Consider the following 16,942-nt stretch of genomic DNA (forward strand, 5'->3'; position numbering starts at 1 on the left):
AGGCGGGCTCAAGCGGGGTCGGGGGTCAGATCTGTCGCTCGCCGGACAGGTCGTGCGGAGGCCTCCCGGCCGGAGCGTCGGGATCGTAGGTGCGGTCGGCACCGGTCACGGTGACGGGCTTGATCTCCACCGGGACCACGGCGCGGCTCGCCCGCTGGCGGCCGTTGCGCATCCCATTGAGGAGGAGACCGACGCCCGCCGCGATCAGCAGCACCGGCACAGGATTGCGCCGAACCGTGTCGAGGGCCTCGTCGTAGAAGCCGCTATAGGGCGTACGCCGGGCCGAACCGAGCATCTCGTCGACGAGGCTCGACGCGTTGAGGCGCCCCTGGATGCGGTCGATCGTTTCGTCGAGCCGGGCGCGGCGCTGCTCGATGTCCTTTTCGAGATCCGAGATCGATTCGCTCATCCCGAAACCCTTTCCGTCAGCGCGCGGGCATCCTGCCGGACCTGCCGCGTGGTCCGGGTCGGAGCAAGATTGGAGAGCGACATCGCCCGGGCGCCGACGATGCCGAGGATCACCGCGATGAGGAGCAGTACGCCGCCGACGAGGAGAGCGGCGAGCCATTCCGAGTTCACGAGGGTCGCGACGTATTTCACCAATGCGCCGATCAGCACCAGCATCGCGGTCACCGCGAACACCGCGGCGAAGACCATCATGCCGAGACCGACGAACAGCGAGCGGACATTGCTCGTCATCTCGGAGCGGAAGAGCGCGATCTCCTTACCGGCGAGTTCGCTCGCCTCGCGCAGGGCGTCCGCGATCAAAGCCTGGATCGAGGACGAGGGCGGCGGTGGGGGGGGAGGACTTGCCATCGTGGTCGTCTCCGTCCTCAGGCCCGATAGCCGTCGTCGTACCGGTCGCTGCGCTCGGTCTGGCCCGATGCCTTGACGAAGCGGGCCAACAGGAAGCCCGCCGCAAAGGTCGCCACCGCCGTCGTCACCGGCGAGCGCCGGGCGAAGGCCTCGGCCTCGGCGTAGAAGTCATCGAGGCCGCGCCGCTCGATCGAGCCGGCGAGGTCATCGAGACCGTCGGCGGCGCTGTCGAAGAAGGCGCGGATATTAGGGCGATCCTCGAAGGTCTGCCCGGAATCGCGCACGGACTTCGCGAGATCGCCGACAGAGCGGGCGGCTTCGCCCTTGCGCTGGTCGACGTAATCCAAGGCCTGCTGGCGGGCGGCGGCCGCGAGGCCCCGGCCGCGCTCGACGGCCACATGAGCCGTATCCTCGACGTCGTGGCGCAGATCCTTCAGATCGGCTTGGCGGGCGGCGGGATCGGCCCCGCCGACGGGATCCGGTGACGCGGAGGCAGTCATGGTCTCAACTCCTGCAACGAAGAAGCGGAAAGAGCGACCGGCGCCGGGTGCGACGGCCGCAATAGGATTCGGCCGGAGAACCAATGGCCCTGCGGCGGGGTTCCCCTTCCAGACATCCCGTTGCGCTTCGGTGGGCGGGTGACGATGCATCGCTCTGGGAGGAGCGCCGTCTGTGGTCATGCGCGGGACCGTGCAAAGACTTGTGCCAGCGCTTGTGACGGGGCGCGCGGCGCAACGTATGGCTGATTCGTTGCCGTCCCGTGTCGGATCGGTGACGGGGGGGCCGAACCTCCGCTCCGGTCATGCGGCAGAGCGTCGGAACCCGTTCTGCTCGCTTGACCGGCGGGAGGTGATGCGCTTGGCTGCGCCACGACGGATCACGCGAGGGTTCCGCGCGTTTTCCCACGGACGTTTAAGACTCTACAGGCGGGCGCATTCCCTGCATCCGCTGCAACGAGGACCGGAGCCGGGTTCGTGGCACGTCTGATCATCGTCTCGAATCGCGTCGCCGTGCCCGCCGAGGGCAAAGACGCGGTCTCCGCCGGCGGCCTCGCCGTGGCGGTCAAGGAGGCGTTCTCCTCCTACGAGGGCCTCTGGTTCGGCTGGAGCGGCAATATCTGCGAGGATGCGAGCTCCGAACCGGAGCTGATCGACCGCGGTCCGATCCAGTATGCCGTGCTCGACCTCTCGCCCCAGGATCACCGCGAGTATTATGCCGGGTTCGCCAACCGGGCCCTGTGGCCGATCATGCATTACCGCATCGGCCTGGGCACCTTCTCGCGCTCGGATTACGCCGGCTATCAGCGCGTCAACCAGAACTTCGCCCGTGCGCTCGCCAAGCTCGTCGAGCCGGACGATCTGATCTGGGTGCACGACTATCACCTGCTGCCGCTCGCGAGTGAATTGCGCGGCCAGGGCATCGCCAACCCGATCGGCTACTTCCACCACATCCCGTGGCCCGCGGCGGACGTGTTCAACACGCTGCCGGCGAGCAACGAGTTGCTGCGCGCCATGGCCGATTACGATCTGATCGGCCTCCAGACCGACGCGGACGTCCAGAACCTCTCGCGCAATTTCATCGACACGATGCGGGGGATCCCGCTGGGCGGCGGCGCCCTGATGGTCGATGGGCGCCGCACCCGCATCCGCTCCTTCCCGATCGGCATCGACGTGGCCGGTTTCAAGGAGGCGGCGGATCGGGCCGGTTCCAACAAGGTCGTGCGCGAGACCATGGCGGGTCTGCGCACCCGCAAGCTTCTCATCGGCGTCGACCGGCTCGATTACTCGAAGGGCGTGCCCGAGCGCATGGAGGCGGTGGATCGCTTCTTCGCCTCGAACCCCGATCAGCGCGGCAACGTCGTTTACATCCAGATCACGCCGAAATCCCGCAGCGAGGTGCCGGAATACGAGCAGCTCTCCCGCGAGGTGAACGAGAAGGTCGGCGACATCAACGGGACGCTCGGCGAGCCGGCCTGGACGCCGATCCAGTACGTCACCAAGGCCTATCCCCGCCCGGTGCTCGCCGGCCTCTACCGTGCCGCCCGGGTCGGGCTCGTCACGCCGATGCGCGACGGGATGAACTTGGTGGCCAAGGAATACGTCGTCGCGCAGAGCGAGGAAGATCCGGGCGTCCTCGTCCTGTCCAAGTTCGCCGGCGCGGCGCGCCAGCTGCCCGAGGCGCTCCTGGTCAATCCCTACGACCGCTTCGAGGTGGCGGAGGCGATCCGGCAGGCGCTCTACATGCCCCGGGCCGAGCGGCTGGAGCGCTGGAAGCCGATGGCCGAGCGCATGCTGCGCGAGGACGTGGATTGGTGGGCCCGCAGCTTCATGGCCGAGCTCGAATCCTTCCGCACCGTCGAGCGCGAACCGCCGAAGGCGGCAGCCGCCGCCGAGTAGCGACCGCCTTCGGTTCCTGATCCGGCCGCGCTTGCCGCGTTCGGCAGACCTGTGGCCCTGCCGGGCTCGCGCGGCGGGCCGGCAACGGCTAAGCTGTCGCCGAAACCTGTGCCGGAACTGCCGATGTCCTCCCGTCTGTCCGCCCTGATCGCGATCGGCCTCGTCGCGCTCGCCTGCACCGCCTGCGGGCGCCGTGGTGGGCTGGAGCCTCCCGGCACCGCCTCGGCGAATGTCGCTCCGGCCGCCGCGCGACCGGGCACGCTGGCCTCGCCGCGGGCCCTGCCGACCACCAGCGTCGGCGTCGGCGACCGGGCCGCTGCACCCGATCCGGACGCCGTGCAGGCCGGCGACGAGCTGAGCCCCGCGGCGATTCCGCCGGCCGCCGACGGCGTGCCGGTCACCACCTCCCGCGGTGCCAAGCGCGGCTACCGGGTGCCGAAGGAACCGTTCATCCTCGACGCGATCCTCTGATCGCGGCGGATCGCCGGGCGACGAACCACTTTCGGGTGGCGCCTCCGAGGGAGCGCGCGCTGCATTTCCACGGAAACAGCGGCACGCTCTATCTCTTTGCGGTCGCACGATGATTCCGGAAAACCGGATTCCACTTTTCCGCATCGTGCTCTAAAGACGCGGGCGACAGCGATGCGCCGGGGGCCTCCCGGAGCGCCGCGCGGCCCTTACAAAGCCTGCCATGCACCATTTCCATTACCGCGACGGACGCCTCCACGCGGAGGATGTCGATCTGACCGCGCTCGCCGCGGAGGTCGGCACCCCGTTCTACTGCTACAGCACCGCGACGCTGGAGCGGCATTACCGTGTCTTCGCCGATGCCTTCGCCGGCGACGACGCGCTGGTGTGCTTCGCCATGAAGGCGAACTCCAACCAAGCGGTGCTCGCGACCCTGGCCCGCCGGGGAGCCGGCATGGACATCGTCTCCGAGGGCGAGCTGCGCCGCGCCCTCGCCGCGGGCGTTCCGGGGGAGCGCATCGTCTTCTCTGGCGTCGGCAAGACGAAGGAGGAGATGGCCGCGGCCCTGGAGGCCGGCATCCTCTGCTTCAACGTCGAGAGTGAGCCGGAACTGGCGGCCCTGTCCGAGGTCGCCGCCTCACGGGGCGAGCGCGCGCCGGTCTCGATCCGGGTCAATCCCGACGTCGACGCGCTGACGCATGCCAAGATCTCGACCGGCAAGTCCGAGAACAAGTTCGGCATCCCGATCACCCGCGCCCGCGAAGTCTATGCCCGCGCCGCCCGGATGCCGGGGCTGCAACTCGTCGGCGTCGACACCCATATCGGTAGCCAGATCACCGATCTCGCCCCCTTCGCGAGCGCGGCGCGCCGCCTCTGCGAACTGGCCGGCGCCCTGCTCGCCGACGGGCACGCGCTGCATCACGTCGATTTCGGCGGCGGCCTCGGCATCCCCTACCGCGACGACAATGCCCCGCCGCCGGACCCGGCGGCTTTGGCGGCGATCCTGCGCCCGCAATTCCAGCCCCTGGGCCTGCGCCCGGTCTTCGAGATCGGCCGGATGATCGCCGGCAATGCCGGCATCCTCGTCACCCGCGTGGTCTACGTGAAGCCGACCGAGGCCAAGACCTTCGTCATCGTCGATGCGGCGATGAACGACCTGATCCGCCCGACCCTCTACGAGGCGTTCCACGGCCTGCGCCCGGTCGTCGGGGCCGCGCCCGATGCCCCCCGCATCACCGCCGACGTGGTCGGCCCGGTCTGCGAGACCGGCGATTACCTCGCGCTGGCCCGCGAGATGCCCGAGGTCCGGGCCGGCGACCTGATCGCCGTCATGAGCGCGGGGGCCTACGGCGCGGTCCAGGCCGGCACCTACAACAGCCGCCGCCTCGTGCCCGAGGTGCTGGTGAGGGGAGACCGCTCGGCGGTGGTGCGCCCGCGGCCGAGCTACGAGGATCTGATCCGCCTCGACAGAATGCCCGACTGGCTGGGGTAAAACCCTCCCTTGCGGAGGGGGAGGGACGCCGTGGCGGCCAAGCGCGGCTGGGCGGATTTGACCCGATGGTGCCGGCCCGCCACCATGCTAGCTTCCGACCGACGATGCGGGAGCCGCGACCGATCACGATGACCGAGGCGCAACGGACGAGCCCTGAGGCCGGGCCGCAGCACGGCGACGCGCGGCGGCGCCTCGACCGGCTCGTGGCCGGCGCACGGGCGGCGGGCCTGTGGGAACGCGTCTGGCCGGTGCTGTGGCGCCCGCTGGGTGTCGGGCTCCTGTTCCTCACCGTCTCCTGGCTCGGCCTCTGGCTCGATCTGTCGCCGGTCTGGCGCATGATCGGGCTCGGCCTGTTCGCGCTGCTCGCCCTCGCCGCCTTCGTGCCGCTGCTGCGCATCGCGCGGCCGAGCCGGCGCGAGGCGCTGACCCGGATCGACCGGGAGGCTGCCCGGACCGGCGGAAGCGGAAGCCGGCTCGCCCACGATCCCGCCTCGGCGATCGAGGACACGCTCGCCGTCGGCGGGACCGATCCGGCGACCCGGGCGCTCTGGGCCCTGCACCAGTCGCGGGCCGCCGCCGCCGTGGCGCGGCTGCGCGTCGGCCGACCGCGGCCCGACATGCCCCGGCACGATCCCCGGGCGCTGCGGGCCGGCGCCCTGGTCGCGACGCTCGCGGCCCTGTTCGTCGCCGGTCCGGAATGGCGCGGTCGTGTGGCGGCCGCCTTCGACTGGCGCGAGCCCCCGGCCGCCGCCCCCAGCTTCCGGGTCGACGGCTGGATCGATCCGCCGATCTACACGCGGGTGCCGCCGCTGATCGTTGCCATGTCCGGCGGCAAGGACGCGGTTCAGCGCCTGCGCGCGCCGGTGAATTCGACCCTGATCGTGCGTATCGCCGGCCAGGGTGAAGCGCAGCTGACCCCGAATGCCGCCTTGGTCCCGGTCGAGAAGGAGGCGGGCACCGACAGGCCCGCCCCGCGCCGCGCCCTGAGCCAAGGGACTGGCCAAGCGGCCGAAGCCCGGACCTCGCTGCGCGAGGAGCGCTTCCGCCTCATTGGCGGCACGGCCGAACTCGGCATCGCCGCCTCCGGCTCCGAGCCCCAGCGCCTCGTCGTCGAGACGATTCCCGATCTTGCGCCCGAGGTCAGCCAGGTCGGCGGGCTGGAGGTGAACGGGCGCGGCACCTTCTCCCTGACCTATCGGGCCAAGGACGATTACGGCATCGCCTCCGCCGAGGGGCTGGTCGAACCGCTGAAGCCCGGCCGCTCGCTCGTGCCGGTGCCGAAGATCGCCCTCGCCCTGCCCGCCGACGCCACCGGCGAGCACGACACCAAGACCCTCGTCGACCTCACCGACAATCCGTGGTCCGGGGCCCGCGTGCGGCTGACGCTCGTGGTGCGCGACGAGGCCGGGCAGGAAGGCCGGACGCAGCCCGCCGAGACGACGCTCCCGGCGCGCCCCTTCGGCAAGGCGCTCGCCCGTTCCCTGGCGGAGGAGCGGCGCCGCCTCGTCACCGCGCCGGATACCGACCGCAAGCGCGTCCAGACGGCTCTGGACGCGCTCCTGATCGCGCCCGACCAGTTCACGCCGGAACCCGCGATCTTCCTCGGCCTCACCACTGCGGCCAAGCGCCTGCGCACAGCCCAGACCGATGACGACCTGATCGGCGTCGCCGACCTGCTGTGGGAAATGGCCCTCAAGATCGAGGACGGGGACCTGTCCGATGCCGAGAAGGCGCTGCGCGCCGCCCAGGACCGGCTGAAGGAAGCGATCGAGCGCGGCGCCCCCGACGAGGAGGTCAAGAAGCTCACCGAGGATCTGAAGCAGGCCCTCGACAAGTTCATGAAGGAATTCGCCGAGCGCCAGCGGCAGAATCCGCAGAACCGCCAGCAGCAATCCGAGCGTCAGCAGCGCCAGCAGCAGCAGGGCGCCAAGACCGTCACCCCCGACGATCTGGAGAAGATGCTGAAGGACATGCAAGACGCGATGCAGCGCGGCGACACGGCCGAGGCCCAGCGCCTGCTCGAACAGCTGCGCAACACCCTCGAGAATCTCCAGAGCGCCGAGAACCAGGGCCAGAAGTCCGGCGACGGCATGGCGGAGATGAATCGGCAGCTCGACGAGCTCGACCAGATGTCGCGCGACCAGCAGGACCTGCGCGACGAGACCTACAAGGATGGGCAGCAGGGCCAGGAGCGCCCCCGCCCCGGTCAGCGCCAGCGGCAGGGCCAGCAGCAACAGCAGAACGGCCAGCCTCAGGGCCAGCAGGGGCAGCGCGGCCAGCAACAACAGGGACAGCAGGGCCAGAACCAGCCCGGCGAACAGGGGCAGCAGGGGCAAGGTCAGAAGGGCCAGGGCCAGAAGGGGCAGCAGGGCCAGAGCATGGGCCAGCGCCAGCAGGGCCTGCGCGAGCAGCTTCAGGATCTCAAGGACCGGATGAAGCAGCAGGGCCTCCAGGGTGAGGAGGGCCTCGCCGATGCCGAGGATGCCATGCGCGAGGCCGAGGACGCCCTCGGCCAGGGCCGCAGCGGCGACGCGGTCGATGCCCAGGGTCGCGCCCTCGACGGGTTGAAGCGCGGCGCCGAGGGCATGCAGAAGCAGATGCAGCAGATGGCCGAGGGCGAAGGCCAGGGTGAGGGCGAGGGCCAGCAATCCAGCCAGCAGGGCCGCCCCGGCGCCGCCGACGACGATCCGCTCGGCCGCCCGACCCGCGGGCGCGACATCTCCGACGGCCGGGTGCGGGTGCCGACCGCCGACGAATCGGCGGTGCAGCGCGCCCGCCGGATCATGGAGGAGTTGCGGCGCAAGCTCGGCGACCCCTCGCGCCCGCAAGAGGAACTCGACTATTTCGAGCGCCTGCTGCGCCGCAACTGAGCGGCAGGCCCTCGCGCAACCCCTATGAGCCCGCGCGGCGCGCCCAGGCTCCTACCGGAACGAAACGCACACCATGTCCGCCAATCAGCTCGTTCTCCTCGCCTGCCTCGCGGTGGCCGCCGTCCTCCTGTTCGGCCTCGTCAACATGATGCGCGGCGGGAGCGCCAACCTCTCGCAGAAGCTGATGCGGTTGCGCGTGCTCCTGCAATTCGTGGCCATCATCGTCATCATGGGCGTGGTCTGGTGGCGCACCGCCTGATCTGTACCCGCCCTGCGTGAAGCGACGCGCGGGCGACAACGTCCGGCACGGCTGCCCGCCGCCGAGTGTGGCGCGCGCGCCCCACCGCCGAAGCAAAGCGTAATCGATGGATGAATCCGCGGGATGGGTCCGGGGCCGCGTGGTATTCGAGAGCGGTTCTAATGGATGTACCGCCGATGATGTTTCCCCTTGCCCGGACGACGGCCCTGCTCGCGGCCGGTGCGCTGGCCGTCACGGCCGTGCAGGCTGCCGATCTCGGCGGCGCCCGGGCGCCCGCGCCGATGCCCTACGCCGCGCCGGTGCAGCCCTACAGCTTCGTGTCCGAGATCCGCATCGGCGGCTCGGTGCAGGATCCGGGAAGCGCCGAAGGCAAGCTGCCGGGCTTCAGCACCGCCAACGTCAACGGCGAGATCCTGTTCGCCAAGCCGGTCGTCAGCCTCGATCCGTTCTGGCAGGCCTTCGTGCCGCGTCCGACCGTCGGCGGCAGCTACAACACCGGCGGGCGCACCAGCTACGCCTATCTCGGCGGCACCTGGACGGTCGATCTCTTCCCCGAGACGCTGGGACGCCGCGTCTTCATCGAAGGCTTCTTCGGTGGCGCCGCCCATAACGGCTATGTCGGGCCGAAGGGGGAAACGCCCTACGGCTTCAACACGCTGGGCTGCAATCCCCTCTTCCGGGAGGCCGCCGCGCTCGGCTTCCGCATCACCCCGCAATGGAGCGTGATGGCCACCGTCGAGCACATGTCGAATGCGGGCCTGTGCGGCGACAACCGCGGCCTGACCAATTTCGGCGGCAAGGTCGGCTACACGTTCTGATCGCGGTCCCGGGACCGCCTGCGCGGGGCATTCATCGTACTCGGCTTCCAGCGCCCGATCGGCGCAGAGGTCGCGGTTTTCCCGCTTGCAAAGACCCGCCGCGCGCGAAACACCATCGCCCGGCGGGTTTTTCGTGCCCGTGGGGAGGGACGTCGTGGTCAAGCTGAACCGCATCTACACCCGCACCGGCGACAAGGGGACGACAGGGCTCGCCAACGGTGAGCGCCGCTCGAAGGCGGATCTGCGGGTCGAGGCCTACGGCACCGTCGACGAGACCAATGCCTGCGTCGGACTGGCCCGGCTGCACGCCGAGCCGGCCCTCGACGCGATGCTGGCGCGGGTCCAGAACGACCTGTTCGATCTCGGCGCCGACCTCGCGACCCCGCCGAGCGAAGAGCCCCTTGGCTACGAGCCCCTGCGGGTGGTGGCCGCCCAAGTGCAGCGCCTCGAAGCCGAGATCGACGCGCTCAACGCCCACATTCCGCCGCTGAAATCCTTCGTGCTGCCCGGCGGCTCTCCGGCCTCCGCCGCGCTCCACCTCGCCCGCACGGTCTGCCGACGGGCCGAGCGCCTGGTGGTGGCCTTGTCCGCCAACGAGAGCGAGGCGATCTCGCCGGAAGCGTTGCAATACCTCAACCGGTTGTCGGACTTCCTGTTCGTCGCCGGGCGGGCGGCCAATCGCGACGGGGCCGACGACGTGCTCTGGGTGCCGGGCCAGAACCGCTGATTTTCGCAGGACCACGCTGCCCATAAGGCGCGTTGACAAGCGGGAAATCGCCTCGCTACGGTCCCGCCGCCCTGACAATCAAGATCTGATTGCCGTCGAGCCAGACGCGGCCGCCTCATGAGCGCCCGGTTGGCCATCCGACGGCGCGGAGGAAAGCGACTGCCATGAAGGTTCTCGTGCCCGTCAAGCGGGTCGTCGACTACAACGTGAAGATCCGCGTCAAGGCCGACGGGTCGGGCGTGGAACTCGCCAACGTGAAGATGTCGATGAACCCCTTCGACGAGATCGCCGTCGAGGAGGCGATCCGCCTGAAGGAGAAGGGCAAGGCCACCGAGATCGTCGCCGTCTCGATCGGACCGCAGCAGGCGCAGGAGACCCTGCGCACGGCGCTGGCCATGGGTGCCGACCGGGCGATCCTGGTGAAGACCGACGTGAATTGCGAGCCCCTGGCCGTCGCCAAGATCCTCAAGGCGGTGGTCGCCAAGGAGAATCCGGAACTCGTCATCCTCGGCAAGCAGGCGATCGACGACGATTCCAACCAGACCGGCCAGATGCTCGCGGCCCTGCTCGGCTGGCCCCAGGGCACCTTCGCGTTCAAGGTGGAGTTCGGCGAGGGCACGATCGACGTGACCCGTGAAGTCGATGGCGGTCTGCAGACGGTGGCGCTCAAGCTGCCGGCGATCGTCACCACCGATCTGCGCCTCAACGAGCCGCGCTACGCCTCGCTGCCCAACATCATGAAGGCGAAGAAGAAGCCGCTGGAGGAACTGGCGCCCGACGCGCTCGGCATCGATGTCAGCCCGAAGCTGACCGTGGTGAAGGTCGCCGAGCCGCCGGGCCGCTCGGCGGGCGTCAAGGTCGGCTCCGCCGCCGAGCTCGTTCAGAAGCTCAAGGTCGAGGCGGGGGTCTTCTGATCCGGCATCTTCCGATCGTCCCCGCGATTCACGCGCCGCTCCCTCCGGGTCGAGCGGCGCCCCCTCCCCTCTTCCGAAAGTCCTTCCGATGACCACGCTCCTCTACGTCGAGCACGCCGACGGCAAGATCAAGGACGGCACCCTCAAGGCCCTCACCGCCGCCAAGGCGCTCGGCGCCCCCATCCACGCCCTCGTCGCCGGTGCCGGCTCCAAGGCGGCGGCGGAGGCCGCGGCCAAGCTCGACGGGATCGAGAAGGTCCTCAATGCCGAGGACGGCGCCTACGATCACGACCTCGCCGAGACCAATGCGGCGCTGATCGTCTCGCTCGCCGACGGCTACGACGCGATCGTCGCCGCCGCCACCACGACCGGCAAGAACACCCTGCCGCGCGTCGCCGCCCTGCTCGACGTCGCCCAGGTCTCCGACATCATCAAGGTCGTCTCGCCCGATACCTTCGAGCGGCCGATCTATGCCGGCAACGCGATCCAGACCGTGCAGGCGGGCGCGGGCAAGAAGGTCATCACCGTGCGCACCGCCGCCTTCAAGGCGACGGAAGAGGGCGGCGCGGCGGCGGCCGTCGAAGCGGTTTCGGCCGCGACCCCCGACGCGCTCGGCGCCGCCTACAAATCCGAAGAGATCGCCAAGTCCGATCGGCCGGAACTGGCCTCGGCCAAGTTCATCGTCTCCGGCGGCCGTTCGCTCGGCTCGGCAGACAAGTTCAAGGAACTGATCGAGCCGCTGGCCGACGCCCTCGGCGCCGCGGTCGGCGCCTCCCGCGCGGCGGTCGATGCGGGTTACGCCCCCAACGATTGGCAGGTCGGCCAGACCGGCAAGGTGGTCGCCCCCGACCTCTACGTCGCCGTCGGCATCTCCGGCGCGATCCAGCATCTGGCCGGCATGAAGGATTCGAAGGTCATCGTCGCGGTCAACAAGGACGAGGACGCGCCGATCTTCCAGGTGGCGGATTACGGTCTCGTCGGCGACCTGTTCCAGGTCGTGCCGGAATTGCAGGCCGAGATCGCCAAGGCGAAGGACCGCTAAAGGTCGCGCGTTTCCGCGCCTGCCCCGGCGGGCGCGGACAACACCCGTACGGATTCGGTGAACAGCCGGTTTGACGCATTTGTTGCAGTGCCGCATGGTATACAGGCGGTTCGCCCGGCGATGCCGCAGCAGGTGAGACGCGAGACGGGTATGGGCATCGAGATCAAGACGGTCGGCATCATCGGTGCCGGCCAGATGGGGACCGGCATCGCGCATGTCTGCGCGGCCTCGGGCCTCGACGTCCGGCTGAACGACCGCGATGCCGACCGGCTCGATGCCGGCCTCGCGCAGATCGAGGCGAACCTCGCCCGCCAAGTGCAGAAGGGCAGCCTCAGCGAGGACCAGCGCCGCACCGCCCTGGAGCGGATCGGCGTGGCCCGCGCCTATGCGGATCTCGGCCCCTGCGATCTGGTGATCGAGGCGGCGACCGAGGACGAGGCGACCAAGCGCAAGATCTTCCAAGATCTCTGTCCGTCGCTCAAGCCCGACGCCCTGGTGGCGACCAACACCTCCTCGATCTCGATCACCCGGCTCGCCGCTTCCACCGACCGGCCGGACCGCTTCATCGGCATCCACTTCATGAACCCGGTGCCGGTGATGCAGCTCGTGGAGCTGATCCGCGGCATCGCCACGGAGGATCCGACCTACGAGTCGGCCAAGGCCTTCATCGGCAAGCTCGGCAAAACCTCGACGATGTCGGAGGATTTCCCGGCCTTCATCGTCAACCGCATCCTGCTGCCGATGATCAACGAGGCGATCTACACGCTCTACGAGGGCGTGGGCTCGGTCGAGTCGATCGACACGGCGATGAAGCTCGGCGCCAACCACCCGATGGGCCCGCTGCAGCTCGCCGATTTCATCGGCCTCGATACCTGCCTGTCGGTGATGCAGGTGCTCTACGAGGGTCTGGCGGATTCGAAGTACCGCCCCTGCCCGCTGCTGGTGAAATATGTCGAGGCCGGCTGGCTCGGTCGCAAGACCAAGCGCGGCTTCTACGATTACCGCGGCGAGACGCCGATCCCGACGCGATAAGTTGGGCCTCAAGCGCCGGCGGCCGCGTCCTCGGCCTCAGGGTGTTCACTCCGCTCGACGCCTCGGCTGACGCCGAGGCCGCTGCGCGCGGCGCTCTTCGCGCCGGGCCACACGGTGCTGCCGCACGGTCTGCGCGGTGGGTTAGGTCTTTTTTCTAACGCGTGCCGTACATCCGGTCGCCCGCATCGCCGAGGCCCGGCACGATGTAGCCGTGGTCGTTGAGATGGCTGTCGATCGCCGCCGTCCAGACCGGCACGTCCGGATGCGCCTCCTGGAACCGGGCGATCCCCTCGGGGGCGGCCAGCAGGCAGACGAAGCGCAGATCCTTCGCCCCCCGGCTCTTCAGCCGTTCCACCGCCGCCACCGCCGAGTTGGCGGTGGCCAGCATCGGATCGAGCACCAGCACGGTTCGATCGGCGAGGTCGGACGGGCTCTTGAAGTAATACTCGACCGCCTGGAGCGTGTCCGGATCGCGGTAGAGCCCGATATGGGCGACGCGGGCCGAGGGCATCAGCGAGAGCATTCCGTCGAGGAAGCCGACGCCCGCGCGCAGGATCGGAGCGAGGACGAGCTTCTTGCCGGCGATCTGGCGGCCCTCCATGCGCTGGAGCGGCGTCTCGATCGAGATCGCCTCCAGCGGCAGATCGCGGGTCACCTCGTAGGCCAGCAGCATGCCGATCTCGTTGAGGAGCTCGCGGAATCCCTTCGTCGAGCGGTCGCGGTCGCGCATCATCGTCAGCTTGTGCTGGACGAGCGGATGATCGACCACCGTGACCGCAGCCGCTCCGCCGCCGCCTGCCTGCATATCTCCGCTCCCGTTCCGGCCTCGGCGCTCACGATGCCATGAAGCCCCCGCGAAGCCGAGATGGCGCGCGGGGTTATCCGTGAGCAACGTGATCGGGCGGTCTCGCTCGCCGAGCGTATCCAGGGCGAGGCGTCCGATCTTGAGACCGCATCCGCCGGTGGCCGGATGCCGGCAGGATGTTCAATCGGAGAAGGCGCGGCGCAGCCGCTCGGGGCGCGGTGCGGCGGCCGCTCCGGCCATCGCCATGCCGTGATGACCGCCATGCGCCATCATGTGCCGGTAGCTGTCCAGCAGCTCCCGGTAGCGCGGCTCGTCGTCGGAGGCGCCCCGCGCGGTCCGGTAGGCCGACCACATCCGATCGATCCAGCCGTGCAGCCGCCAGAACCGGGCGTTGAAGATGTTCACCGTCGGGTCGCCGAGATTGACCGGGCTGTCGGGATCGGTCCAGCGGTTGTGGAGCCAGTTGTGCAGGCCGGCTTGCCGGTCCGGGGTCCGGTTCGTCGGATCGGTGGGGGTCGGCCGGAGATCCGTTTCGAGGAAGAGGGCGAAGTCGTCATCCGTGGCGAACCGGGATGGCTGGGTCTCGACCACGACGATGCCCTGGGCCTTCTCAGGAGCGAACGGCACGCCGCCGGGCACCGGATCGTCCCGGTCGGCCGGATCCTGGGGCGGCGTCGGCCATCCGGCGAGATACGGGCGGTGCTGCGGGAACCGCTCCGCCAGGAGCTGAAACATCGCCCGGTGCATGGCCAGGAAGTGCAACCCGTGGCCGGGGGCTCCTTCCTGATGCGCCGCGCGCTTCCAGCCCTTGGCGTCACCGTAAGCGACGACCTGCGCGGCACCGGCATCGCCGCGTGCCGCCAGATGCCGCCAGAAATCGTAGCGCTGCTCGTAATGCCATTGATCGTGATGCTCGCCCCAGCCGAGCGACCGCATGTAATCGTCCATTTCGGACGGCAATCTCGGATCGGACATGGACGCTCCCTCCGCGAATCGGACGGCAAGCGTCATCTCAATTTGATTGCTTTACAAGAAAATACATCCTCAGGTAGAAATAGTAGCCGAGGAGAAGGGGCTCAGGCCAGGGCCGGCGCCGCCTTCAGCACCAGCACGACCCGCTCGGGCAGATCGACCGTACCGCCGGCTTCCACCGGGGGCCGAGAGCCCTCGGGCACGGTGCCGGTCGGCAGGGTGGTGTCGAAGACCGGGCGCCACGGGCCGCCGAGCTCCAGGGGCAGAACGAAGGGACAGGGCGCGGTCGCGGCGTTCATCAGGATCAACACGCGCTCCGAGCCGGCGATGTCGTTGCTCATCTGCATGCCGAAGGCTTGGCGTTCGCCGTCCGCCCAGGCGGCGGCGTCCATCTCGGCGGCGTCGGGGGAGAGCCAGTGCACGTCCTTGAGGCCGGTGCCCTCGACCTCGGCGCCCCTCAGGAAATGGCGCCGTCGCAGGGAGAGGCAGACGCGGCGGAGCTGCGCGAGATTTCCGACGAACTCGGCCAAAGCCGGATCGGGGTCGGTCTCCCAATCCATCCAGCTCAGCGCATTGTCCTGGCAATAGGCGTTGTTGTTGCCGTTCTGGGTGCGCGAGCGCTCGTCGCCCATCAGCAGCATCGGCACGCCCTGGGCGAAGAACACGCAGGCCAGCATGTTGCGCTTCTGGCGGGCGCGGCTCCCCAGGATCGCCGGATCGTCGGTCGGCCCCTCGACGCCGTAATTGCAGGAGAGGTTGTGGCCGTGGCCGTCGCGGTTTCCCTCGCCGTTGGCCTCGTTGTGCTTCTCCTCGTAGGCGACGACGTCGGCCAGCGTGAAGCCGTCATGGGAGGCGACGAAGTTGATGCTGGCCAGGGGCGAGCGGCCGGATGGGAGGAAGATCTCGCGCGAGCCCGAGAGCCCCTGGGTCAGCTTGGCCAGCGTGCCGCGGTCACCCCGCCAGAAGCCGCGCAGGTTGTCGCGGAACTGGTCGTTCCACTCGCTCCAGCCATAGGGATAGCCGCCGAGCTGGTAGCCGCCCATGCCGATATCCCAGGGCTCGGCGATGAGCTTCACCCGCGACAGAACGGGATCCTGCGCCACCGCCTGGAAGAAGGCGGCCTCGGGGGTGAAATCGTGCGGTGCGCGGCCCAGGCTTGAGGCCAGATCGAACCGGAAGCCCGCCACGCCGTAGACGGTCACCCAATGCCGCAGGGAATCGAGCACCATCCGCAGGACGCGGGGATGGGCGACGTTCAGGGTATTGCCGCAGCCGGTGCAGTCGATGTTGCGGCGGCGATTGTTCGGGTCGAGCTTGTAATAGCTGACATTGTCGATGCCGCGGAACGAGAGCGTCGGGCCGAGATGGTCGCCCTCCGCCGTGTGGTTGTAGACCACGTCGATCAGGGTCTCGATGCCGGCCGCGGCGAGTTCGCGGATCGCGAAGCGCAGGCCGCTGGCATCGCCCTCGCCGAGATAGCGCGGCTCGGGGGCGAAGTAGTTGTAGGGCTGGTAGCCCCAGAAGTTCACGAGACCCTTGTCGACCAGGAAGCGGTCATCGGCGAAGGCCTGGATCGGCAGGAGTTCGAGCGCCGTCACGCCGAGCTTGAGCAGATGCTCGATGATCGCCGGATGCGCGAGACCGAGATAGGTGCCGCGCTCCGCCTCCGAGAGCGCCGGATGCGTCATGGTCAGCGCCTTGACGTGGGCCTCGTAGATCACCGTCTCGTGCAGCGGTCGCGGTGCCGAGAGCGTCACCGGCTCGGGGGTGTCCGGCCGCGTCACGACGCAGCGCGGCAGGAACGGGGCGCTGTCGCGGCGGTCGAGCTGCTCCTCGCGGACGCCGCCGCGGCGATTGCCGAAGATCGCATCGTGCCAGCGGATGCGGCCGGAGATCTCGCGGGCATAGGGGTCGAGGACGAGCTTGGCCGGGTTGAAGCGGTGACCGGCGGCGGGCTCCCAGGGCCCGGACACGCGGTAGCCGTAGAGCTGGCCCGGCAGCAGGCCGTGGACGTAGCCGTGGAAGATGTCGTCGGTCCGGCAGGGCAGCCGGATCGTGCGTGTTTCGTGGCGCACGCCCGGCTCGAACAGGCAGAGATCGACCGCCGTCGCGTGCTGCGAGAAGAGGGCGAAGTTGACGCCGCGGCCGTCGAAATGCGCGCCGAGCGGCGTCGGCAGGCCCTCTTCGATGACGATCATCCCGGTCCTTCGTCTTGGCCCGTGTCTCGGCCCACGTCTGGCCTCGGTTTCGGCCTTCGTCCGGTCGGGCTGGAACGATCGCGCCCGCCGGGCTCCCGGCCGCGGGAGGCTGCCCAACTTGGTTAAAGACTGC

16 protein-coding genes are annotated in these 16,942 nt (G+C 69.4%); 10 read left to right on the forward strand and 6 right to left on the reverse strand.

The window, feature by feature from the left end:
- Nucleotides 1-25: 25 nt before the first annotated feature.
- The 3 genes from MFF26_RS02790 to MFF26_RS02800 are packed head-to-tail and all read right to left on the reverse strand — an operon-like array spanning nt 26 to nt 1,316.
- Nucleotides 26-409, reverse strand: a complete 384-nt coding sequence (locus MFF26_RS02790) for a DUF3618 domain-containing protein (protein WP_137830464.1) — start codon at nt 407-409, stop codon at nt 26-28.
- Nucleotides 406-816 (reverse strand): phage holin family protein, encoded by a 411-nt coding sequence (locus MFF26_RS02795; RefSeq protein ID WP_137830463.1) that lies wholly within the window; start codon nt 814-816, stop codon nt 406-408. Before MFF26_RS02795 ends, MFF26_RS02790 begins: the two co-directional genes overlap by 4 nt.
- Before the next feature lie 17 nt (nt 817-833).
- The gene (locus MFF26_RS02800; protein WP_137830462.1) at nt 834-1,316 is read right to left on the reverse strand and encodes a hypothetical protein; all 483 of its coding nucleotides are present in this window, start codon (nt 1,314-1,316) and stop codon (nt 834-836) included.
- 474 nt (nt 1,317-1,790) lie between these two features.
- Between MFF26_RS02800 and MFF26_RS02805 the strand changes: the two genes are divergently transcribed.
- The 10 genes from MFF26_RS02805 (at nt 1,791) to MFF26_RS02850 (ending at nt 12,834) form a co-directional block, all read left to right on the forward strand.
- Nucleotides 1,791-3,212 (forward strand): alpha,alpha-trehalose-phosphate synthase (UDP-forming), encoded by a 1,422-nt coding sequence (locus tag MFF26_RS02805; protein WP_137830461.1) that lies wholly within the window; start codon nt 1,791-1,793, stop codon nt 3,210-3,212.
- 123 nt (nt 3,213-3,335) lie between these two features.
- Nucleotides 3,336-3,683 carry a hypothetical protein gene (locus MFF26_RS02810; RefSeq protein ID WP_137830460.1) on the forward strand — a complete coding sequence of 116 codons (348 nt, stop codon included), beginning with the start codon at nt 3,336-3,338 and terminating at the stop codon, nt 3,681-3,683.
- A 220-nt stretch (nt 3,684-3,903) separates the two neighbouring features.
- Nucleotides 3,904-5,172, forward strand: coding sequence for a diaminopimelate decarboxylase (gene lysA / locus MFF26_RS02815; protein WP_137830459.1), 1,269 nt, complete (start codon nt 3,904-3,906; stop codon nt 5,170-5,172).
- 128 nt (nt 5,173-5,300) lie between these two features.
- Nucleotides 5,301-8,042: a TIGR02302 family protein gene (locus tag MFF26_RS02820; RefSeq protein ID WP_137830458.1), complete on the forward strand. Its 2,742-nt coding sequence runs from the start codon at nt 5,301-5,303 to the stop codon at nt 8,040-8,042.
- Between the two features lie 73 nt (nt 8,043-8,115).
- Complete coding sequence (locus MFF26_RS02825; protein ID WP_137830457.1) at nt 8,116-8,301, forward strand: twin transmembrane helix small protein; 186 nt, start codon at nt 8,116-8,118, stop codon at nt 8,299-8,301.
- 176 nt (nt 8,302-8,477) lie between these two features.
- The gene (locus tag MFF26_RS02830) at nt 8,478-9,119 is read left to right on the forward strand and encodes an acyloxyacyl hydrolase (RefSeq protein ID WP_373324333.1); all 642 of its coding nucleotides are present in this window, start codon (nt 8,478-8,480) and stop codon (nt 9,117-9,119) included.
- A gap of 154 nt (nt 9,120-9,273) precedes the next feature.
- Entirely contained in the window at nt 9,274-9,846 is a 573-nt protein-coding gene (locus MFF26_RS02835; RefSeq protein ID WP_137830456.1) for a cob(I)yrinic acid a,c-diamide adenosyltransferase, read from the forward strand.
- 164 nt (nt 9,847-10,010) lie between these two features.
- Nucleotides 10,011-10,760, forward strand: a complete 750-nt coding sequence (locus tag MFF26_RS02840) for an electron transfer flavoprotein subunit beta/FixA family protein (protein ID WP_137830455.1) — start codon at nt 10,011-10,013, stop codon at nt 10,758-10,760.
- 88 nt (nt 10,761-10,848) lie between these two features.
- Complete coding sequence (locus MFF26_RS02845; protein ID WP_137830454.1) at nt 10,849-11,802, forward strand: electron transfer flavoprotein subunit alpha/FixB family protein; 954 nt, start codon at nt 10,849-10,851, stop codon at nt 11,800-11,802.
- A gap of 150 nt (nt 11,803-11,952) precedes the next feature.
- Nucleotides 11,953-12,834, forward strand: a complete 882-nt coding sequence (locus MFF26_RS02850) for a 3-hydroxybutyryl-CoA dehydrogenase (protein ID WP_137830472.1) — start codon at nt 11,953-11,955, stop codon at nt 12,832-12,834.
- A 154-nt stretch (nt 12,835-12,988) separates the two neighbouring features.
- Here MFF26_RS02850 and upp read toward each other — a convergent pair whose 3' ends face one another.
- The 3 genes from upp to glgX all read right to left on the reverse strand — a co-directional run bounded on the left by upp (nt 12,989) and on the right by glgX (nt 16,809).
- Nucleotides 12,989-13,639 carry a uracil phosphoribosyltransferase gene (upp, locus tag MFF26_RS02855; RefSeq protein ID WP_137830453.1) on the reverse strand — a complete coding sequence of 217 codons (651 nt, stop codon included), beginning with the start codon at nt 13,637-13,639 and terminating at the stop codon, nt 12,989-12,991.
- Between the two features lie 180 nt (nt 13,640-13,819).
- Nucleotides 13,820-14,614: a hypothetical protein gene (locus tag MFF26_RS02860; RefSeq protein WP_137830452.1), complete on the reverse strand. Its 795-nt coding sequence runs from the start codon at nt 14,612-14,614 to the stop codon at nt 13,820-13,822.
- A gap of 101 nt (nt 14,615-14,715) precedes the next feature.
- Nucleotides 14,716-16,809 carry a glycogen debranching protein GlgX gene (glgX, locus tag MFF26_RS02865; protein ID WP_137830451.1) on the reverse strand — a complete coding sequence of 698 codons (2,094 nt, stop codon included), beginning with the start codon at nt 16,807-16,809 and terminating at the stop codon, nt 14,716-14,718.
- Between the last annotated feature and the right edge of the window lie 133 nt (nt 16,810-16,942).

Source organism: Methylorubrum suomiense, assembly GCF_022179765.1.
In the GTDB taxonomy this organism is placed as follows: Bacteria; Pseudomonadota; Alphaproteobacteria; order Rhizobiales; family Beijerinckiaceae; genus Methylobacterium; species Methylobacterium suomiense.